Here is a 21,466-nt window from a genome sequence, read left to right as displayed (position 1 = left end):
TTCTGCACTGTGAAGCCACTGTGTGTGGTTGGGGTGGTGTCCGAATTCGTACAAATGTTGTCCATAATTGGACCAACATAGCCCCTGATCCGTAGTGATTTTATTGGTATAGTACGACTGGGCACTATTTAGGCTAGCACTAACTCGAAAGCACTTCGACAAGCTACTTACGAGACGTACAGGTTTATTACCATGCACACTTTCCTACTCTACGCAATTGACCGAAAACGGCCAATAAAAGGGAAAATGCTAGATTGAATTAAATTGTAATGCACTAATAATGGATTGTTTACTTAAGATTGGCCCCCAATTAAAATCGTTCAGTAAACCCTCCAATTCCTTTTGTAACCGCATTCGCAATTTTATAGTTATCCAATGCGATTGATCGCATACCTTGTACATGAAAGCCAAATCAACTGGCATCAAATGATATTTTGAGCACCATGAAAATGGAAGGTCAAATTTCACCGTTCAAACGTTAAGGCCTTCATGTTGTCGTTCATTTCGTAATCAATAAGCAGATGATTGGGGTCAATACCCGCCTGGATTGGCCCGACCTGGATTAGCTTATCTGGCACCATCACGGTGATACGCTGCTTTCCAAAACGGATGCGTTTTTTTTGTAAGTAGATTGGCAGGCCAGTTTTTTGTCCATTCTTGGCGGGGGCGAAGACGCCGATTTCGATCCAATCGTTCATGGGTACGTTTGTCTCCCGGCCCATACTGTCAACCCTCATCTTGCGCGCGTCTACAGTAAGCGTCACCTGCCAGGCACCGGTTTTGGTTTGTTTTGCGGTTGCCTGTTCTGTTTTCAGATCCCAGAACGTGTTTGTGGCAAACAGGTCATGCAGCAGGTAATGCAGCGAATCGGGGGTTACTGCTTGCAGTTCGCGGTAAAAGTCGAGCGTTGTCGGCAATGGATGGGCTGGCGTATACGTGCGAAGCAACTGCCTGAGTGCATCGTTGACGCGTTTTTTTCCAATGTAATTTCTTAACGCGTACAACGCAAAAGGCCCCTTGCGGTAATTCAGAAACGAGTTATTGGACCGTAGCAACGGTGGAGCCGCCCTGGACCGGGGCACCTTATACTCCTGTCGCATCTGGGATAAATAGCGGAGCAGATGCTCCCGCCCCAGTGTTTCCTCAACCACTTGCATGGCCGAGTAGGTTGCTAAACTTTCAACGAGTAAACCAGCCCCCTCAACCGCTGCGGGAGCCAGATACAAACCCCACCACTGGTGTGCCACTTCGTGGGCCATGATGTGGTAAGGAAGATCGAGGCCGCCTGGTTGAGGATTCATCAACGAATAGCCTTCCTGGTAATCAATCGTCATCGGTTCAGCATGCATGCCCCGCCCGTGGCCTGGTCGCTCCAGTACCCGGAAATGGGTATACGGATAAGCACCGAATTCCTGCGTATAATAGGCCAGCGAGGCTTGCGCGCTTTTCATCATGCGTGCTACATTGCCGGCATGGGAAGGATGGTAAAAGATCTGAATTATAACGGGCTTTACCACACGTTCAGGGCCCTGAAAGGCGTATTGATAACCCGTCAAACGGTGTACCCATTGTCGTTCCTGCACCGCATATTTCGCCGAGAAGAAGGCATATTCGTTGAGGATAGGAGCATTGGTTGCATACTGAAAATACCGACGATCTCCCTTCGTCCAGGTACGTTGCAGCGCGCCCGGCGCAACGGCAATCTGACTTTTTGAGGTACCGACAAGAGCGTCAAAACCCATAAGCTCGGCGTGCTGGTTTTCGTTGCGCGCTGCCACATCGTATAGTGAGGGTCGCTCCGCACGTGGAGGGAGCCCGTACGCCAGTCGGTCCTGGACACTGCGGATCTGGCGGTTTGCCTGGTAGCCAATGACCGGCATCCAGTCGCTGGTAATATGTGACCCATTCGCGACTATGGAGGCATCTATACCCTCATTGCTGAAGCCTGTGGGTTTGATATGCACCACGAAACGCATCTGCACGGAGTCGCCGGGAGCAAGCGGCTTTTTCAGAGAATAGATGTGGTAACCAAGTTTGTCATCAGCCACAACCGAAGAAGCCGGCCGATTAAATGAAATGGCTTCGAGCGGGTTAAACGGAATCGTAGACAGGTGGATAGAGTCAATGGCCTTGTTGCTTCGGTTAATCAGAGAAAAGGTACCTCTGATGTCGGCCGCCTGCTCTTCAGGATAGATTTCGACCTGTAACTTAGTATGGGTCAGTACGGGTCGTGCTGCATGTTCGTATCGCCCATAGCGTCGCTCGTAGTCGGCGCGCAAGGCCATTCGATCCGATTTGGTCAAATACACGTTCAGCACATTGGTGTTGTAAAACAGAAGCCCACCTGTACCGACCACAAAGGCCAACGCCACAAACAAAGCCATTTTGTGTCGGCTATACCGGTGCTTTGCCCGCTGAAACCGTGCGGTCGGGCCGCCTTCTTTGCTCCGCACCCAGAACAGGATCGCCAGTATAGCCAGTAGAACTGCCCAGGACACCCAGTATAATTTGAACCATAGCCAGGGTTTACTATACGGGTCGAAACCGCTCATATCACTGTACGACCAACCGGGATCAGATCCGTAGATCAGCAGCTTGTATTCAACGCCGAGCATAGAAGCAAAAAGCAGAAACCCGTAGGCCCCAAATGCTACCACATGGCCAATGTACTTTTGGTTCACCAACACATGGAGCACAAAGATGAGAAGAGCAAAGAGTAAGTAATTTGTTAGCTGAATGCCGAAGAGCGCCTTTACGTAAACATCGAGTTCGAACTGGTAATAGCCCATAACAAGCTGGTTGATGATGCCAGCCAGCATCAGGAAGGCAACCCAAATGGTGATGATAAGTGTAAGGCCGCCGAATTTGCCGATAAAAAGTACCCATTCGGGCGTCGGCGTGGTGTCGGAAAGCTCATGTAGCCCTGCTTCCCGTTCGCGCCAGATAAGTTCGCCAGCGTAAAAGATGATAAGCAGCGGAATGATGATCCAATGCGTTTTATAACTGCTCAACGGTGGTGTCAATACGTTGAGTACCTCCTGCGTCCGGGCCAACAACGGGACGCCAAGCCACTCCATGTATTCGGTAGCCAGCAGACCGGTGCCCAACGCTAACACAGCTACTAGTGTGAGCCCTGTCCAGCTTTTGGCTATGCTCCAGAACGACTGTCCCGCAATGGCGAGCACCTGATGGAGCTGCGTTTGGCGGGAAAAATAGCGCGGAACGTCAGGTACGTTAATCAGACTGGTATATTCAATGCGTGTATGGGTTGGCTGAGCCGCCGACGACACGGCAGCTTGTCGGCTACGAAACAGGCTCCGTCTGCTGCTACTGGCTTGGTGACTCATCTGAAAGCGGAAATAGGTGTAGACAAGCGCGCTAACAGCTATACCCAACCACGTTAGGCGGTTCCAGAGCCAGGGGCCTTCGAGCAGCACCAGTCGCGTATTTTTCTCGATCGGCGTCCAGCCTTCCATCTCAGCGATAATACTGGTGCCCAGAAGATCCATCAGTCCCCCCAACGTTTTCCATTCCAGGGCAAATCGCACGGTTGTGCCTCCAAACTGAGAAAATAGGATGATGCTGATACTGGCGATGTAGCTGGCGATAGCGCGACCACTTAAAGCCGCAACCATGAACTGAATAGCCGTGGTGGCCATACTGGTTGGTAATGCCAGGAAGGCAAAATTGGCTAGGTAAGTATCGGGACGGAACGGGCTGACAAACTGAGTTTTGGCGCCAGGGCCATAAAGCGAGCCCAAAAATCCCGCGTAAAGGGTCAATAGAAGGAGTGAATTCAGGGCCAGAGCAGCCAGAAACCGGGCTCCCAGATAGCCAAACTTGCTGACCGGCGCGGTGTAAGTAAGCGGATGCATGCGCGTTTGCACATCGCGGGTAGCCGTATCGCCAACAATCACTCCACCAATGACTACCCAGATGGCGCTACCAAAAACGGTGAAAAATGTAATAGTGCCCGGAGCGTTCAGGTACGTTCCGTCGGTGAGCGTAACCAGTCGGAGAATGATAAAGCCGAACAGGAAAAAGAAAGCAAACAGCAACCAGGTCGATACGTGGCGGAACTGGTAGCTGATCTCAAACCGAAAAATCTCCCCGAATGTCATAGCGTTATTTCCTCAATGTTGTCGCCCTCTTCCCAGTCGAGCAGGTTGTACGGGTCAATGCCTCCGCGCGCTGGCTTTTGTGCCAGTGTCACCGTGATCTTTTGCTTACCCGAGTGGATAAAGTGCTTCTGTATGTACAGTGGCTTACCTAGTTGCTCACCTGGCCTGGCAGGGGCAAAAACCCCGATCTCTACCCACTGATTTACCGGCTTTGGGCTGTCTACACCGGCGCTATCCGTAACGACTTTATGAGCTTCCACATCGAACGTCACCTGCCAGGAGTCGTCTGCCGTCTGCTTCGCCGTGGCTTGCCTAGTGTCGAACGACCAGGTCGCATTCACTTCGAACAGGTCATGCAGCAGGGGCTTGAGCGAGTCGGGAGTAACTGTCTGAAGCTCCCGGTACAGGTCGAGGGTCGTGGCCAGCGATGATACTTTTTTCGTTATCAGCGTGCGGAGTGCTCCGTTGACCCGTGCTTCACCAATGTATTCGCTGAGGGCATACATTGCATAAGGCCCTTTGCGGTAATTGGCCCAGGGGTCCATGGCGCGAAGCAGCGGAAGCCCTGTACGCATGGGTGGCCAGGGTTCAGGTTCACGCATGATGCGCATAAACCGTCGCAGGGCTTCGCGACCTTTTACCTGCTTCACCAGTTGCATGGCAGAATACCAGGCCAGGCTTTCGGAAATGACGCCACCTCCCTCTGCTAAAGCGGGCTTGAGCTGCACACCCCACCACTGATGCCCCATTTCATGGGCCACAATTTCGAAGATCGCGTCGAAACCGTTGCCCTGTGGGTCAAGCTGGAAAAAGCCTTCCCCGCCGGTTATCACGCCACTCCCGTCGACACCCATTCCCATGAAGTTGCCGGGCTGCTCAACAAGTTGCATGAATGAATACGGGTAAGGCCCGAACTGCGCCGAATAATACGTCAGTGCCGCCCGCACACTACGCAGTAGACGCTCCAGGTGCTCTTTATGCCCCGGATGAACGTACACCTGAATGTCCACAGCCCGCCCTGCTACCGACGGAGACGTCCATTGCTCCCGATGCACGGCATAGTTGGCCGAGAAGAAAACGTCCCGCCCATTGATCGGTACGTCGCTGCCATACTGGAAATAGCGTCGCCCTGCCTTACTCCATGTACGGCGTAAAGCGCCCGGTGCCACGGCTGTTTCATCTCCATCGGTACTAATAATCGCGTTGACAGTTGCTGCTGCCCCCGCCGACACACCCGGATCAATGTCTCCGGGCGGGGGTAGGGTGACCTGGCGGAGCAGTCCGTACTTACGCCGGTCCTCGGCGCTCCATAGCTCGCGCATAGGCTGGTAGCCAATCACCGGCAGGGCCTCGCCCGTTAAATAGGTGCCGTTCTCGACAATACCCTGCCCTGCTCCGCTGCTGCGGAGGCCATCGTTGCGGAACCCGCGCGATTCGAACTTAACCTCGAAGCTGAGCGTCAGCGAGTCGCCGGGCCTGAGTGGTTTGTCCAGCGCGTATATGAAGTGCCCGAGTTTATCATCGGCCACTACGACACGGGTCTGGCGGTCGAACGATAGGCGCGTTTTGACGTAAAAAGCGGGTTCCAGATGGATGGCGTTGATTGGCACTGCACTACGATTGACCAGCCGGTAACTCCCCTGAATCGTTGCGGTTCGCTGTTTGGGGTAGATGTCCACATTCAGATTCGTAGCCACACGCGTCGGTTGTGGAATGCCCTCGTATTTTCCGTATAGCCGCTCATAATCGGCCCGGCGTTGTGTTACTTCGCCATCGATGACGTACTCATGGAGCACATTGGTGTTGTAGAAAATGAAACCGCCCAGCAGGAGAACGAGTCCCCCCGCGAACACGGCGACACCAGCTGTTGCCCGTGTGTAACGGAGCCGCGCGGTTTTCAGCCGCCTGCCCAGATCAGCGTCGTTACCACGTACCCACAGCAGTCTGGCACCCACGGCTAGCAGGATTGCCCAGGCAACCCAATACAGTCTGAACCAAAGCCAGGGCCAAACAGACTGGCCAAAGCCGCGCATATCCGTTAGTGACCATTCTGGCCCGGAAGCATAGACAAGCAGATGATGTTCGATGCCGATGAACGACGAGAAGACCATCAGCATATACACAACAAGGGCGACCAGTTGCCCTACGTATTTCTGATTTACCACCGCCTGAATTGTGATGGCGAGGGTGGCGAACAGGAGATAATCAACCAGTTTAAAGCCCAGCAAGACCTGCATGTATCGCAGAAGCTCGACATGATGATAGCCCTTTATCACCTGAACGGTAAGGCCAACTATGGTGATGATCACCATCAAGGCGGCAAGAACCAGTCCCAGACCGGTGAGTTTGCCCAGCAGTAGAGCCCATTCCGGCACTGGTGTCGCATCAACGTTACTACTCATGCGGGCATCCCGTTCCTGCCAAACCAGCTCACCCGAAAAGTAGATGATCAGGAGTGGCACCATCACCCAGTAGTTCGAAGGTGAGGTGAGCACACCTGTCAGGTGTTTTGTCAGGAGGTAAGGCGTTCGCGGTAGCAGCGATACCCCCCAGTGCTGCATTCCCTCCAGCACCATAAACGTCAGTAAAAGTGGAAAGGCGACCAGCAGGAAAAGGCCGCCGGGACTCGTCGCAATCAGGTGAAATGAACTCCGCGCCATCGTGATTGTCTGACGCAGATTTGTTGTGAAGCCGAACGTCTGGGGCGCATACGGCACCGGCAACGTACCTACTGACAACGTACCTGAAGCAATCGGCGCTTTTATTGTAAACCAGCGGGTTACCCAGCTTAACCAATAGGTGGCAGTTCGGTGAGCAAATCGAAAGCGTAGATAGATGAACGAGAGCGTTCCGAGGGCGATGCCGATCCACAACAACCGATTCCACAGCATTGCGCCTTCGAGGGTGAACATCCGAACGTTCTTCTCGACAATGGTCCAGTTCGACATCATCTCGTTCATGATGGCCATGATACCGATGGGGTCTGCCAGCAGTGCCCCTTCGTGTAGGCCGGACGTATAGAGTGTCAACGTCACGGGGTACGAAAGGAAGAACAAGATCAGACTTCCGAGATAACTTGCCATTGGCCGACCGCTGAAAAGCGTAGCAGAGAATTGGAAAGTCGTGGCCACCAGCGCGTTACTTAAACCAATGAACCCATACGCAGCCAGGTACGCCATCGGGCGGAATGGGCCTACTATGTCGGGATTGGCACCAGGCCCGTACACTGCCAGCAGACTACCGATCTGCACACCAAGCAGAATGAGCGCGTTTAACGCAAGAGCCGCCAGTAAGCGCCCAACGATATACGCAGCTTTGCCGACGGGCGTTGTGAACAGGAGTGGATACATCCCGGTTTGTACGTCTCGTCCTGCTGCTTCACCCGCTATGGCTGGCGCAAGCAGTAACCAGATCTGGCAACTGAAGACCGTGACGGCCGTGATAATAAACGGCGAGTTGAGAATAAAGTCCTGGGGAAGCGTAACAGGAATGATCGCTATTCGGGTAGCGCAAAAAGCAAATACAACCATTACCATCATGAAGAGCCAGGGCCAGGGACGGCGCCCCTGATAAGCCAATTCGTAGCGAAAAATTTCCCGGAATTTCATGTTAAGCCTCATTTGCCTGTTGATCATTCTGCTGGCCACCCTGAGAATCAGCAACACGACCTGCCATCATATGGTCTGCCATCACAGAGAAATAAACATCTTCGAGATCGGGCTGAACGGGGTCAAACATAGCGGGTGTTTCCTCGCTGTAGACATGCACGACCGTGCGTCCGCCCAGCAGTTTGGTAGAGATAATCGTATGCTCCCGCTCCAGTTGGGCCAGTTCATTCTTCGCTATTACTTTTTGCCAGATTCGTCCGTGCAGGGCGTTCATGGCTTCCAGTGGTTCTGCCTCATGCAGAATTTCTCCCTTGTTGATAATGGCCATACGCGTACATAACTCGCTGACGTCTTCGACAATGTGAGTCGACAGAATCACCACGCTGTTCTCGCCAAGCTCACTTAACAAATTCAGGAATCGCACCCGTTCGGCGGGATCGAGCCCGGCCGTTGGTTCGTCGACAATCAGGAGTTTCGGGTTACCAAGCAGGGCTACGGCCACCCCGAACCGTTGCCGCATCCCGCCGGAATAGCCACCCAGCTTTTGATGCCGCACATCCCACAGGTTTACTTTCTGGAGCAGGGCTCCGACAACTTCCCGGCGAGATTTACGCTGGGAAAATCCCTTGAGTATGGCAAAATGATCCAGCAACTCCTCCGCTCTGGCTTTCGGATAGACGCCGAACTCCTGGGGTAGATAACCGAGCGTTTGACGCACCTGCTCGGGCTGGTTCACTACGTCGATGTTGCCCAGATGGACACTGCCTTCATCCGGTTCCTGTAAGGTAGCCAGAATGCGCATAAGCGTCGATTTGCCCGCCCCGTTCGGACCAAGCAGGCCGTACATACCGTTGGGAATGGTGAGCGTTACGTTTTTTAGTGCCTGTACCTCGCCCCCGCGGCCCTTTGTATACGTTTTGGATACGTTACGAATTTGCAATTCCATAATGCCTCTATAGCTTGTTTTTTAGATTCTCGCGCGGTGGCTCAATCGGCCCCTGCGCCAACGTCACTCGTGTACTGGTAATCGGTGAGATGCTGATGATCGATACAACCAGCGTCAATAGGGTGGTAACTAATCGGTTCATGTTCATAGATTGAAAGCTACTTTGAAATTCAAAGTTTATGGATAAAAAAATAGGCGTCTCCACCCGACTAACTGACTATTCAGTAATTCCCTTAATCAGTTTCTCCAAGGCATTTAAATGGTCGCTAAAGGCTTTCCGGCCAAGTTCCGTAGCAGCATAGGTGGTGTTTGATTTTTTGTCAATAAATAATTTTTCCACCTTGATAAACGCTTCTTTCTCCAATGATTTGAGATGGCTTGCCAAGTTTCCGTCTGTCACATCCAGAAAGTCTTTCAGTGAATTAAAATCAAGCGTATGATTAACCGCCAGGGCTGCCATGATGCCGAGCTTGATCCGGCTTTCAAATGCCTTCTGTAAACCATTGATCGATATCTTCACCTTTCGTACCAGTAATGCATGTAAATGCCATACGCAATATGGGCTACGCCAAAGCCTAACGCCCAACATACTAATCCGTAGGCAACGAAGTAGGTACTAAATAAGCCTAGTCCAATCTGAATAAGCCCTAAACTTTTTATTTCTTCATACGTGAACTGGCTGGCATTATATAAGGCTATTCCATAAAATAATAAGGCAAATGGGGCCATTAGGCCAATAAATCCTTTAGCAATCAAAATAATAATTAGCAACCCACCCGTAATAAGCGGTACTGCCATGTTGATTAGCAGTCGCTTAACTAGCGCATTCCAGAGCTTTTCGCCCCGTTTAGCCGCCTTATTAGACGAAAGAAAAATGGCTGTACTAATAGCCAGAAATAAGACGAAGAGAGCTACTAAAATGACTTTAGGTAAGTTAGCTGATTGCGTACTGCTGTAGATGAGTTCATCCGGATTAAACTCAAAAACGGTATAGGCAACGTAGGCACCTGTCAAAGCATACAAACCCGCCATGATGCCCGCCCAGCCAGCCAGCGACAGAAATTTTGAGGAACGCTCCATGATGGAGCGTATCTGGGCTATATCCCGAATATAATCCTGCTCTTCGTTCATTTAGATTCACTTTGAAATTCAAAGTAAAGGCAAAAATTACTGTTGTACAAGCGATGTCAGCTAAATAATTTCTGAAAATGCTCAATCCAGCGCCCGCATTGCCTGTAGTGATTCATCGCAAGAGATTCCTCATACAAGAATAAGTGTCAACCTGTCTTAGCCCGCTATAAGTTTACCTTACTCCTCTTCCAGCTGGACCATATTATCGTCGAGTCGAAGGTCGATCATTAGAAAGTTAGGATCAATGCCACCACGATCAGGCTTTCGCGGCACGGTCACATTTATGGTCTGTTTACCAGACTGAATGCAGTGCATCTGAAGGTAGAGTGGCTTGTCTGCCCCTTTCTCATACAAGCCCACTTCCAGCCAATCATTCATCGGCATTTCATGTTCAGTACCAATACTATCAATGAGTACCTTTTGAGCCTGGACATTCATCGTTACTTGCCACTGGCCTGCTTTAGTCTGCGCTACCGCAAGTTTCTCTGTTTTCAGGCGCCAATACATATTTTTCTTAAACAGATCGTTCAACAGGTAATTCAAGGAGTCGGGAGTCACCTGTTGGATCTCCTGATAGAGATCAAGGGTAGTTGGCAGTGGTAGCGCTCCTGAATGGTGCTTTTGGAGCAGGCTCCCAAGTGCACCATTCACCTCTTCTTTACCTAGGTACTTACTCAGGGCATATAGGGCAAGCCCACCCTTTCGATAGTATAAAAAGTCTTCATTGGCCTGAAGTAAGGACGCGGATGCCAGTGAACGGGGCAGTTCATACGAAGAATGCAGATAGGTAAGGTATCGTCGCAAATGCCTTTCACCATAGGCTTTTTCCAGAACCTGCATACCGGAATAAACGGCAAGCCCCTCAATCAGAACACCCCCTCCTTCGACATTAGCAGGTGTTAATCTGGAAAGTCCCCACCACTGGTGCGCTACTTCATGAGCCAATATATAATAGGGTAGGTCAAAACCATCAGGCCCATCATCGGGATTCATCAGTGAATACTGTTCTCCATAATAGATGATGCTGGCATCCGCACTGGCTCCCCCCCCATTACCGGCCCGCTCGATTACCGTGAAATGCCGGTACGGGTATGGACCAAACTGCTCCGTATAATAGGCCATCGACGCTTTTACGCTCTGGAGCATCCGATCAATATTGAGAGCATGGTCTGGATGATAATACATCCTGATCGAAACGCCATTCCACTCCTTTTCCTGCACCCTGTATTTCCCTGATAAGATGGCGTACTCACCCCCGATAGAAGTATCCGTTTTGAAATGAACATAGCGCCGATCGCCTGCTGTCCAGGTCCGGAGCAAAACACCCGGTGCGACGGCTACTTCACCTTTTACCGTACTGACAATAGCTTCAAAAGTAGCCTGATCGGTGCTGGCTGGCTTTTTACGGGCCTCCCGATCATACAGCGAAGGTATAACAGGGCGTGCTGCAAGCTTATACGTTTTCCGAATGACCGCATCAGTAAGTTCCCGGTAGGGTTGGTAGCCAATGGCGGGCATTAGGTCGTAATTAGTGAAGTAAGTACCATTCTTTACCACCAAAGTGTTTGTGCTGCTATTACCGAATCCATGCTGCTGATAGTGTACGATAAAGTTTAGCTGTAGTGAATCGCCTGGCCGAAGAGGTTGTTTCAGGGCATAAATGTGGTGGATCAGTTCGTTATCGATTCGAACGGCAGCAGCGGGCCGATTAAACGTTACCTCAGAAAACGCGATGCCCGAAACACTCCCTACATGAATAGAATCGATGGGTAGTGTACTGGTATTAACCAGCGTATACGCGGCCCGGATCTTGACGTGCTGCCGTTCGGGGTAGATATCGACGTGCAGTTTTATCGCCTTTAGCTGGGGTTGCGGGGTGTTTCGGTACTGCCCGTACCGTCGTTCGTATTCCGCTTTCCGTTCAGCAAGGTCGGCGCTGCTTTGGTACTCGTTAAGCACGTTCGTGTTATAGAAAATGAAGCTACCCAGGGAAAGGATAAGGCCTAGAGCGAGTAGGGTGATCCACGCTGTTGAGCGGGAGAAACGGCGCTGTGCTACCTTCAGACGTTCTTTCAGACGTTGTTCTCTTCCCCGTGCCCACAGTAATCCCGCCCCTACTGCAAGCAACAAAGTCCAGGCTATCCAATAAACTTTAAACCACAGCCATGGCCCAAGTGTAGGCCCAAAGCCACGCATATCGCTGTACCACCATCCCGGATCTGCTCCGAAAATGAGCAGACGGTGCTCGACTCTGAATAGGGAAGGAAAGGCCATGAGGCTGAAAACTAAAAGCATTACCAGGTGACCTATCTGTTTTTGATTCACCACGACGTGTACCACCAAGGCAAGCAAGGCAAAGAGCAGGTAATCTATTAGCTGAAGTCCAAAGAGCGTCTGCAAGTACAAGCCTATCTCCAAGCCATCGTAATCCAGGCCTAACTGCATCGCTATACCTCCTGCCATCATCAGTACCAACCAGGCTATGAGAATAAGGCCTAACCCCAGAAACTTGCCGGTCAGGAATACCCATTCCGGTACGGGTGCTGCATCAGCCAGATCACTGAAGCCTGCATCCCGCTCCTGCCAGACAAGCTCACCCATGAAGTAGATGATCATTAGCGGAATAATGCCCCATGGGGTGCTCAGGTTACCAACAGGAGGAGTTAAGTAGGCTAACACCTGCCGGGTAACTGGCAGCATCGGAATGTCAAACTGAGTCATAATTCGGTAGCCGAATATGGCAGAGACCAGGGCAATAGCACCAACACCCGTAAGTCCTACAGGGTGCCTGGCTAGTTTGGTAAACGATATCCACGCAATCCTGAGCGTCTGACGCAGATAAGTCGCTACGCCGAACGTTCGCTGAACGGACGGAACCCTAATCCCTGTAGCTTTAGCTACCGCAGGTTCAGCAGCCGTTTTGTCCTGTACATTTGTCCGCCATATAAAACGACTCCACCAGCTATCCGTTACAACAGTAGCCAACTTAAAGCGAACATAGGTAAGCACCAACGTCCCTATAGCGACACTCAGCCACAAGACGCGATTCCAAAGAAATAGGCCATCCAGCGTAACGAGACGCGTATTTTTCTCACTTGCCGTCCAGGTTGCCAGATCGCTGCCTATAATACCGGCAACACCTACCGGATCCACTAATTTCACCAGGTCCCAGTTTCCGAAGAGCTTTGCCGTAGCGACGGCAAAAACCTGAGCAACAAGGGCCAACAGCAAGCTGGCCAGATAACTAGCCATTACCTGGCGGCTCAGTGCCGCCAGGCCGAACTGGAGTGCTGTGGCTATAAACGTATTCGGTAAGGCAATTAGGAAGTAGACACTCAGATATGCCCATGGCCTGAAGGGTAATAATGCCTCCCCATCCAAACCTGGCACGTAAAAGGAAAGCAGCACACCCAACGGCAACGAAAGGATCAGAATGGCATTCACGGCAAAGGCTGCCAAAAACCGCCCACCCAGGTAATCACGCTTCGTAACCGGCGTTGTGAAGGTAAGCGGATGCATGCGCATCTTCACGTCCCGCGCGGCCGCTTCTCCCGCTATGGCTGCTCCGATGACCAGCCAGATTAAGCCACCAATGACCGTGATGGCCGTAATGTGGAAGGTATTGTTCGCGTATATACCGTCCCCCGGTGAGATGAGCAGATTCATCACGAGGGTAAACAGGAGAAGGACTGCTCCATAGAGCCAGGTGGTGATGCGCTGCACTAGATAGGTGAACTCAAAACGAAAGATCTTCCAGAGCTTCATCGTGCGATCTCCCGTTTTTGGTTTCCAATGTGGCCGGCCATGGTACTGAAATAAACATCCTCCAGGTTCGGCTCCACCAGTTCAAACCCGTTGCCGGGCATTTCAGGGTTGTACACGTGCGCCAGGGTGCGGCCACTGAGCAGTTTGGCCGAAATGACCGGGTGCGCCTGCTTCAGCGCATGCAGATCCTGTTTATCGGTCAGTTTGCGCCAGATGTGACCTTTCAGAGCGGCCACGGCCGACAGTGGCTGCGCTTCCAGTAGAATTTGGCCCTGGTTGATGATGGCCATGTTGGTACACAGCTCAGAGACGTCGTCCACGATATGAGTGGAAAGAATGACGACGCTGGCCTCTCCCAATTCGCTGAGCAGGTTGAGGAAACGAACCCGCTCAGCGGGGTCAAGACCGGCCGTTGGCTCGTCGACGATCAACAGTCGGGGGTTGCCCAGCAAGGCCACCGCCACGCCGAAGCGTTGCCGCATGCCGCCGGAGTAGCCGCCCAACTTCTGCTTGCGCTTGTCCCACAGATTGGTTTGTTTGAGTAAGACCTCGGTGGTTTCTTTTCGGGCAGCCCGGGATGTAATCCCTTTCAGTACCGCGAAGTAGTCTAGCAGGCTCTCCGCCGTAGCTTTGGGGTATACGCCGAATTCCTGGGGCAGGTAGCCCAACGTTTGGCGCACGGCGTCCTTCTGGTTCACCATATCGATGTCTCCCAAAAACAGTTGCCCTTCATCAGGTTCCTGCAGCGTAGCGAGCGTGCGCATGAGGGTTGATTTTCCAGCGCCGTTCGGACCCAGTAGCCCATACATACCCGGCGGAATGTCCAGTGATATATTGTTCAATGCTTCTACTCCATTCGGGTACGTTTTGGAGACATTGCGGATGGTTAGGCCAACGGGGTGATTATCCATTTTATCGGATTTGCTTCGATTCATCGGTTAACAGCAGGGACGTGAAGCTCCTTGTCCGGCGCTTTCTTTCGTTAGTTTGGCACGAAACAATGGTTGCCCCGTCAGAAAGCGAAACGCGATATACGAAAGCGGTGAAGTAATCGACAAAGTATGGCTTTGCTGCCACCAAAGCGATTGCAGGTTCTTTTTCACCGCTCGTAGAGTAGAAAGAGCAATTGGTCGAGAAGCTGGGGTGAGTATGGCCGGAAAAAATAACTTTGTTTTATGAAGCGCGTCAAAAAAATCTTCTGGCTGACTCACCTAGTTGTCTGGGTCTTGTTCATCTTGCTGGTGGGTGGTCAACTGGGGCATGACAATGATGTCTACTGGCTTAGCACTACGGCCGGATTTATTGCGACTTGCCAGTATGTTTTCTACAGCCATTTCTTTGTATTGACTTGGCATACAGGGAAGAGAAAGGACAAGCGCTATTGGCTCCGACTGACGACAATCGTCTTGACCGGGCCGGTTCCGTTTTTGCTCTTCCGCCACACACCGCTGGATTTTGGGAATTACTTCATGCACCTGGTCTCCACAGTACCCATCTTTCTCTGTCTAAGCTGGCTTGCCCGGGTCACCGAGAATCTGGTACTCAACACCATCCGGAAAGAGCAATTGGAAAAACAGGCTGTGGAGGCAGAGTTGTCTTATCTAAAATCGCAGATTAACCCGCACTTCCTATTCAATACCCTCAACAACATTCACACGCTGGTGTATAAACAGGCCCCAGCCGCCCCTGAGGCAATCATGCACCTGGCCTCGTTGATGCGCTACATGATTTATGAGTCCAATGCGTTCACGGTTCCGCTGGTCAGGGAGATGGACTATTTGCAGGATTATATGAGTTTGCAGCAGCTCCGCTACAAGAACAGTCCGGTGGTAGACCTACAGATCGAGGGGGAGACAGCCTCCTGCTCCATTGCTCCATTGCTGTTCATCCACCTGCTGGAAAATGCTTACAAACACAGCCCCGCCCGGCTGGAACCTGGCGACCTGAAGGTCAGGGTAGCGATAAACGAAGATAGCCTGGGCTTCTGCGTGCAAAACCCAATCGGAGGCCGTTCGGCTACTCCGCTGGAAGAAACTGGTGGCATCGGGTTGACCAATGTCCGCAAACGGCTGTCGTTGTTGTATCCTGACCAGCATACACTGACCATTCGGAATACCGGCGAAACGTTTACGGTCAATCTTACCATCCACACTCTTTACTCAAAAGTCTATGAACCCAAAGCTCACCTGCTCGATCATTGAGGACGAGTATTTAGCCCAGGAAATACTGGAAGAATACATCCGAAAAGTCTCTTTCCTGGAGTTGAAAGGGTCCTACGTGAGCCCTTTTGAGGCCGCCCCTCAGTTGGCGGAAGATAAACCAGACCTCCTGTTTCTGGACATCAACCTGCCGGATCTGGATGGGCTACGTTTCATCCCAATGTTAACCCCAAAACCCATGATTATCCTAACAACTGCCTATGATCAGTATGCACTGAAAGCGTATGAATTAGAGGTGAAGGATTACCTGTTAAAACCTTTTACGTTCGAGCGGTTTTATAAAGCCGTTTTACGCCTATATCAGGAACAAAGTCCCCGGCCTGCTGTGGAAAGGAAGGAGGAAATAGCTAAAACGCAGAATGAACAGGCGACTATTTTTCTGAAGGTCGGCCACCGCATTCAGAAAATAGCTACCCGCGATATTCTCTTTGTGGAGGGGATGAAAGACTATTTGCGAATTCATTCCCGGGAGGAGAAGATCATGACGCTGCTGAACTTTGCCAAACTGGAAGAGCTGCTACCGGCTCAGGATTTTGCCCGGGTGCACAAGTCGTTTCTGGTCGCTATTGATAAAATTGACCACATCGAGAAAAACAGGATTCAGATTGGAGACCAACTCATTCCGATCAGTGATACCTATGCCGAGGCTTTTTATAAACTGCTGAAGGGATTACAGTAGGCTGCGTTTGTACTTAATTTTCGTTGGCCTATCTTTAGTAGTTGAGCTGCTACATCTGACTGGACATTAAGTTAAGGACGATCTAACTTAGTGGACCGCCCGGCGGCCCGGCATGAAAACAAGGAGACAGTACGAACGCACGGGCGGTCCCGGACGAAATCAAAAAGAAGGCCTTTAGTCAATCTTAAATAAGGCTCGTGGCTGTTGCACAACTCATCTGGGCCATCATAATCGTTCAAATAAGCTGCATTCTCGTTGTTGTTCTATCGTCTTTAGGGCTTAAATTGTGCTCAATAGAAGCGGATTCTAGTGGATACCTTGCCGACTGGGAGTTGTGCAACAGCCACGCTCCTGCTTAAGGCGAAGAGCTGAACTTATTAAATGGAGCATTTTTAGCGACCGACATCCATGAATTAGTGCTTAACTACTCTGCCAGGGAATAGGCTTTCTTCTCTTTTCACTACTCCGGCACTGTCGGAATGCCAATCCAGGCCGGGCCTCACCACCGCCCGTGCGGGCCCGGCCGCATCTGTCTACTTTCAGCTGACGACATACACGTACGGCTTACACCGCTCCATTGCAGAAACATTTATTAGCAACGTATGTCCTTCTTCTCGCAACTCCTAGTCGGTCGTTACAGGGTCGGTCGTCATGGTGTCGCCCAATAAAATTCATTGTCTCGCTAGCGTCATAACCTTCTAATGAATGGTTTATCGTTTTTACTCGGCTTTTAAAACCTTTACCGGCTCAATTTGCCCCGCTCGAATGGTTTGGGATAGGACCGTCAGTAGTCCGACCAGGGCAACCGAAATAAAGCCTATGCTTATATTGATAAGACCCAAATCAAGATAACTGCCCAGTTCTTTCCTGAGTAAATCACCACAAAACAAGCCAGCGGGAACACCAATAAGGCCAGCAAGTAGCATAAGAAGACCAAAATTCTTGGTAACTATCCACACCAATTTTATATTGTTTGCTCCTAATATTTTTCGTACACCCAGTTCTTTCGTGCGCGTTTCTACCGAGTAACTGGCGATGCCTAAAATGCCCAACGCAGCGATGATCATCACAATCAGGGCAGAGCCTCCCAAAATTTCCATTTCTCCACTGATTTCTCCATTGATTTCTCCTGAATAACGATACGCTTTTAAGTTATAAAGATTGGCCGTTTTCTGGGGAAAATGCTCTTTCCATACCGATTGAATAGCCTTGATCGCTTCCAGTTCTGTATCGGGCTTTATTTTTATGGTCAAGGTGGTTATTTCTTGGGGCAAATACCGATACAGTAAAGGGCGTTGTTGGCCAATAAGCTCATTGGGTAGGATGCCAATGACTTGTACAGAGGCAGAGTCCAGCAAGAGATTCTGCCCCACTAGGGTCTCCGATTTAGAGGCCAATAATGTTGCGGCAGCTTCATTCACCAACACATATTGCTCCGTACGTTGGGGCATAGTTTCAGGAAAATTTTGCCCGGCTAGTAAGCGGATACCTTCTGTTTCAATTGCTTTTGGGTCAATACTTACGTAATGTATTGCCAGCGTTTTATCGTTTATCGTTACCGAATCTTTACCCAGTTTAAGGGGCTCATAATACCAGTTGGTGGCCAACGTCTTTTCTACCTGACTTAGCTGACTTAGTTCGGTTTGCAGGTTTTGATAGTGTTCACCTTTCAAATCCAGTGTCAGCACATTGGATGGCACAGTTGAGCGGATGATTGCCTTGTTTTTTCGATCATAATCGGCTACGATGACAACCAAGATCATAAACAGGATGGTCACCGAAAATTGAACGACAATCAACGCTTTGTAAACAGCAACACCCCGGAACAGCTTTATATTCTTCATTTTACGCAAAACCTGTATAGGCTCAAACGCTGACAATAGCCAGGCCGGAAGTGCTCCTGCCACTAAGCCGGTGATCAGGGCGTAGGTTATCAAGCTTACTACTAAGGCTATATCCCAGGAGAATGTCACATCATCCATATCGGGTATATAGTGGGCTAAAACAGTAACACAGGGCACGGTAAAGGCCAACGCCAACAGGGCAACCAGGGTCGATTCCATTAAAAATTGACCGATAACTTGTCCTCTTGTGGCGCCTATAGTTTTGCGAACACCGACTTCTTGCGCCCGGGAGAAAGCACGCGCCAAGGCCAAACTGATATAATTGAAAGCCGCTAAAAGGGTCAACGATAGAATGATGACTAGCTGCGTTTTTACGTCTTCCCAACTCGTGCCCGCATGGGGGTTATTTTTAAGATCGATTTTTCCAGGGGTAATCTCTTCGATGGGTTGTGCCAAAAATTGAAGATGGCTCTTATCCAATGTCCGAGTATAGTGCTGGAGCGTTGCATTCAGTTGCTCTACATTACCCTCTGATTGTAAACGGGCATAAATGGCTGAACTCTTGAAGCCTCCCCAATCTTGTGAACTCGTAGGGATGGCTCCTTTTTTTTCCAGCAGTTCAGCAGCACGAATGGATAACATGGCCTCAATGGGCAGATGGGTTTCTAAAGGCGGGTCCTGGATAATTCCCCCAACGGTAAAATAGCCTAACTTTTCAAACTGAACCGTTTGTCCTACCGCATTAGTGTTGCCAAATAGTTTTTTGGCTGTTTTTTGGGTTAAAAAAAGAGTGGTGGGATTATTGGTCAGGCTTTGTGCATTACCTGACAACAGGTTAAAGCCAAACACATCAAAAAAAGAAGGCTCTGAAAATTTCAGGTCAATCGGTACATCCCCTTTGTCGGTTTGCAGGTTATGTTTTCCGGCCAGGCCTACTTTAACCGTTTTTTCCACCAAGGAGACGCTTCCAAGTTGAGTTGCCAAGGGCAATGGAGCAGTTGCCCAGTTGGTTTGTACCCCCTCGGTTGTTTCCTGGGTGAGTATGCGTACGAGTTGATTTAATTTTGGATGAAACTGGTCGGTATCAAACGTGGCTTTCAGGCCTGTAAACAGAATAACGCCAACGGCCATACTCAGTGACAAGCTCAGGATATTGACTAGGGAAAACAGTTTGTTTTTCCACAGGGTGCGCCAGGCGATTTTAACGTAGTTGCGAATCATATCCGGATGAAGTAAAGATGGCGAGGGGTATTCAGGGGTAAAGTAAGGACGGGTGGTAGCCCGTCGCTTGGGGAAGGGCTCTTTTTGCCGGTTGGCCAGGCTGGCTACTCGACGCCGTAGATAATAGGGTCGAATGACCTTCAGTGCTTCCAGACCATACCAGAAGCGGGCTCGCCAGGAGCCGACCTGGCCCACTTGCTGGGCAAATTGCTCGTGCAGATCACCCTGCAACTCTTCCAGCAGATCAGTGGGCGTCAACCAACTGAGCAGGCGGTCGGCCCAGCGGGGTGGCCGGGCCGACGTTCGGCGCTGAGGCTGAGGTGTTGGGTCGAATAAAGACTTGTTCATCAGTTAGGAAAAGAACGGGGTGGGTAAAGCCTCCCAAAATCCCATCCGCAGTTGACGCATCTCCCGCAGTACTTGCTGACCAGCGGCCGTCAAGGTAAATAAGCGTTTGCGCCGACCGCCCCGGGCCAGGGTAGCTCCACCTAATTCCGAGCCGACGAGGCCCTTCTCCTCCAGGCGATACAAGACCACGTGCACCCCCGTCACGGAGGTGGTTCGGTGGGTTCGTTGCTGGAGTTCATCGGCAATGGTGACGCCATAGGCTCCCGTGGGATGTTGTTGCAGAAGGGCCACGGCGAGTAAGACCAATTCTTCAAACTCGCCCAGATAGGTTCGACTCATACCAAATAGGCTTAAAAGGCATATTTCTTTGATACTTGTTGAACAAATAGAGTGCCAATTTGATAACTGTTTAATTTTCAGTGGTATAGTTTAATGGATATTGAGTATATGTCCGAAACCGTACAAAAGATGTCCGGTACTAGGTAGTCTTGGACCATTTAGTATGATCTCCAATTTACATCTGGGAATATGCTCACGAAAGGCTCATTAGCTATCCACCCTTTCTTTTGAAAGACCAAACCGGGCTAGCATTTCCCCCACACCGGGAATCTTGCCACTGCTCAAAATACTTTGTTGCTCAAGAAGCTGCTCGACCTTTGTTTCATACGCTTTATCTCCGCCTAGTTGCCGAATACAATTGACCGTAAAGTGGTTGCTAAAGCCCATGTGTAACATCGCCGACAGGTACAGATTCCGACTCCAGCTGGCCTGATAGACCTCCGACAGTTCACCACTTAACAGCGCTAACAAATGTTCCTTGCCATCAATGACCAGGTTTAGCTGTTGACTTTGCCAGTAGGCCAATACCTGGGGCATATCCAGTACGGTTAGCTTTGCTCCTCTGATCTCGACCGGCTGGTAGACCTGCAGGTACACCTCGATGCCCCGGTCAATGGCCTGATCGATATCCGGTCGAAGCGTTTTAACCAACTTAGGGAAAAGATCCAACAAGGCAATGGTCGTACAATTTCTTAACATCTGCCGACACCGGCTAAGAACCAGGTCCACCGACTGTAGCTGATAACTTCTTTCGTCGTAGGTTTCGCGTTTGGGCTGCTGGAAGAGTTCCCGGGCTTGCCTGGTTTTGCGCTGGATCCCCGCTTCCACTAAATCACATAACTCTTGGATAGAAACCGCTTTGCAGCGTCGGTTCTTTTCGTCCTCTACCAGCACAGCGCCTTTCTTAGCCAGACTATCCAGCGCTTTGTAGACATTAGCGGTGGGTTTACCCAGTTGCTTCCCCACTTTATAACCTGTCAGGGCATCTTCCTGCAAGAGTAATAAATAGACGTCCGCTTCCAAGTCATTCAACCCCAGTGAAATGAGGAGTTCCTTTTGTTGTGCCATCTCCGATTCTTTCGCCAAATAAACCCGTTTTTAGCATAAAATTATCGTATAATATTTTGCTACTAATATTTTTCACTACTTTTAACTCACACTTAAATTCGCCTGCTAATCGCTCGCCGATCGCTTGGCAGGCAAGCACCCAAGTAGCAATTTATAGCGATTGGTCTAGGTGAATTA

Annotated in this window: 14 protein-coding genes and 1 pseudogene; 2 read left to right on the top strand and 13 right to left on the bottom strand. The window is 50.5% G+C overall.

What is annotated here, in order from left to right:
• Positions 1-464: 464 nt before the first annotated feature.
• From IC229_RS22365 to IC229_RS22330, 9 genes are all read right to left on the bottom strand, one after another.
• Positions 465-4,121 carry a hypothetical protein gene (locus tag IC229_RS22365; protein ID WP_190889250.1) on the bottom strand — a complete coding sequence of 1,219 codons (3,657 nt, stop codon included), beginning with the start codon at positions 4,119-4,121 and terminating at the stop codon, positions 465-467.
• Positions 4,118-7,729: an ABC transporter permease/M1 family aminopeptidase gene (locus IC229_RS22360; protein WP_190889249.1), complete on the bottom strand. Its 3,612-nt coding sequence runs from the start codon at positions 7,727-7,729 to the stop codon at positions 4,118-4,120. Before IC229_RS22360 ends, IC229_RS22365 begins: the two co-directional genes overlap by 4 nt.
• A gap of 1 nt (position 7,730) precedes the next feature.
• Entirely contained in the window at positions 7,731-8,675 is a 945-nt protein-coding gene (locus tag IC229_RS22355; RefSeq protein WP_190889248.1) for an ABC transporter ATP-binding protein, read from the bottom strand.
• A 7-nt stretch (positions 8,676-8,682) separates the two neighbouring features.
• Positions 8,683-8,817 (bottom strand): hypothetical protein, encoded by a 135-nt coding sequence (locus IC229_RS35780; RefSeq protein WP_262893401.1) that lies wholly within the window; start codon positions 8,815-8,817, stop codon positions 8,683-8,685.
• Positions 8,818-8,892: 75 nt separating this feature from the next.
• The gene (locus IC229_RS22350; protein ID WP_190889247.1) at positions 8,893-9,195 is read right to left on the bottom strand and encodes a transcriptional regulator; all 303 of its coding nucleotides are present in this window, start codon (positions 9,193-9,195) and stop codon (positions 8,893-8,895) included.
• Complete coding sequence (locus IC229_RS22345) at positions 9,192-9,806, bottom strand: hypothetical protein (RefSeq protein ID WP_190889246.1); 615 nt, start codon at positions 9,804-9,806, stop codon at positions 9,192-9,194. The genes IC229_RS22350 and IC229_RS22345 overlap by 4 nt, the downstream gene beginning before the upstream one ends.
• A 177-nt stretch (positions 9,807-9,983) precedes the next feature.
• On the bottom strand, positions 9,984-13,571 hold the full coding sequence (locus IC229_RS22340) for an ABC transporter permease/M1 family aminopeptidase (protein ID WP_190889245.1): 3,588 nt from the start codon (positions 13,569-13,571) through the stop codon (positions 9,984-9,986).
• Complete coding sequence (locus IC229_RS22335) at positions 13,568-14,506, bottom strand: ABC transporter ATP-binding protein (RefSeq protein WP_223834129.1); 939 nt, start codon at positions 14,504-14,506, stop codon at positions 13,568-13,570. Before IC229_RS22335 ends, IC229_RS22340 begins: the two co-directional genes overlap by 4 nt.
• Positions 14,507-14,509: 3 nt before the next feature.
• On the bottom strand, positions 14,510-14,674 hold the full coding sequence (locus IC229_RS22330; protein WP_190889244.1) for a hypothetical protein: 165 nt from the start codon (positions 14,672-14,674) through the stop codon (positions 14,510-14,512).
• A 72-nt stretch (positions 14,675-14,746) separates the two neighbouring features.
• Between IC229_RS22330 and IC229_RS22325 the strand changes: the two genes are divergently transcribed.
• Together IC229_RS22325 and IC229_RS22320 are read left to right on the top strand one after the other, a co-directional pair.
• Positions 14,747-15,772, top strand: a complete 1,026-nt coding sequence (locus tag IC229_RS22325; protein WP_190889243.1) for a sensor histidine kinase — start codon at positions 14,747-14,749, stop codon at positions 15,770-15,772.
• On the top strand, positions 15,741-16,469 hold the full coding sequence (locus IC229_RS22320) for a LytR/AlgR family response regulator transcription factor (protein ID WP_190889242.1): 729 nt from the start codon (positions 15,741-15,743) through the stop codon (positions 16,467-16,469). Before IC229_RS22325 ends, IC229_RS22320 begins: the two co-directional genes overlap by 32 nt.
• Positions 16,470-17,188: 719 nt before the next feature.
• Here the strand turns inward: IC229_RS22320 and IC229_RS22315 are convergent.
• From IC229_RS22315 to IC229_RS22305, 4 genes and pseudogenes are all read right to left on the bottom strand, one after another.
• Positions 17,189-19,534 (bottom strand): ABC transporter permease, encoded by a 2,346-nt coding sequence (locus IC229_RS22315; protein ID WP_190889241.1) that lies wholly within the window; start codon positions 19,532-19,534, stop codon positions 17,189-17,191.
• A 120-nt stretch (positions 19,535-19,654) separates the two neighbouring features.
• Positions 19,655-19,882: pseudogene (locus IC229_RS36155) on the bottom strand (permease prefix domain 2-containing transporter); the annotation flags it as partial.
• A gap of 3 nt (positions 19,883-19,885) precedes the next feature.
• Positions 19,886-20,221, bottom strand: a complete 336-nt coding sequence (locus IC229_RS22310; RefSeq protein WP_190889240.1) for a PadR family transcriptional regulator — start codon at positions 20,219-20,221, stop codon at positions 19,886-19,888.
• A 207-nt stretch (positions 20,222-20,428) separates the two neighbouring features.
• On the bottom strand, positions 20,429-21,253 hold the full coding sequence (locus tag IC229_RS22305; RefSeq protein WP_190889239.1) for a TrmB family transcriptional regulator: 825 nt from the start codon (positions 21,251-21,253) through the stop codon (positions 20,429-20,431).
• Between the last annotated feature and the right edge of the window lie 213 nt (positions 21,254-21,466).

The sequence above is a fragment of the Spirosoma profusum genome (assembly GCF_014699005.1).
Taxonomy (GTDB): Bacteria; Bacteroidota; Bacteroidia; order Cytophagales; family Spirosomataceae; genus Spirosoma; species Spirosoma profusum.
The sequence above is the reverse complement of the archived record's forward strand: the minus strand, read 5'-3'. Positions and strand labels throughout refer to the sequence as shown.

Bases quoted from the DNA above. Each gene is read 5' to 3' on its own strand.
- IC229_RS22365 (WP_190889250.1), bottom strand. From the start codon at position 4,121: ATGACATTCGGGGAGATTTTTCGGTTTGAGATCAGCTACCAGTTCCGC.
- IC229_RS22360 (WP_190889249.1), bottom strand. From the start codon at position 7,729: ATGAAATTCCGGGAAATTTTTCGCTACGAATTGGCTTATCAGGGGCGC.
- IC229_RS22355 (WP_190889248.1), bottom strand. From the start codon at position 8,675: ATGGAATTGCAAATTCGTAACGTATCCAAAACGTATACAAAGGGCCGC.
- IC229_RS35780 (WP_262893401.1), bottom strand. From the start codon at position 8,817: ATGAACCGATTAGTTACCACCCTATTGACGCTGGTTGTATCGATCATC.
- IC229_RS22345 (WP_190889246.1), bottom strand. From the start codon at position 9,806: ATGAACGAAGAGCAGGATTATATTCGGGATATAGCCCAGATACGCTCC.
- IC229_RS22340 (WP_190889245.1), bottom strand. From the start codon at position 13,571: ATGAAGCTCTGGAAGATCTTTCGTTTTGAGTTCACCTATCTAGTGCAG.
- IC229_RS22335 (WP_223834129.1), bottom strand. From the start codon at position 14,506: ATGAATCGAAGCAAATCCGATAAAATGGATAATCACCCCGTTGGCCTA.
- IC229_RS22325 (WP_190889243.1), top strand. From the start codon at position 14,747: ATGAAGCGCGTCAAAAAAATCTTCTGGCTGACTCACCTAGTTGTCTGG.
- IC229_RS22320 (WP_190889242.1), top strand. From the start codon at position 15,741: ATGAACCCAAAGCTCACCTGCTCGATCATTGAGGACGAGTATTTAGCC.
- IC229_RS22315 (WP_190889241.1), bottom strand. From the start codon at position 19,534: ATGATTCGCAACTACGTTAAAATCGCCTGGCGCACCCTGTGGAAAAAC.
- IC229_RS22310 (WP_190889240.1), bottom strand. From the start codon at position 20,221: ATGAGTCGAACCTATCTGGGCGAGTTTGAAGAATTGGTCTTACTCGCC.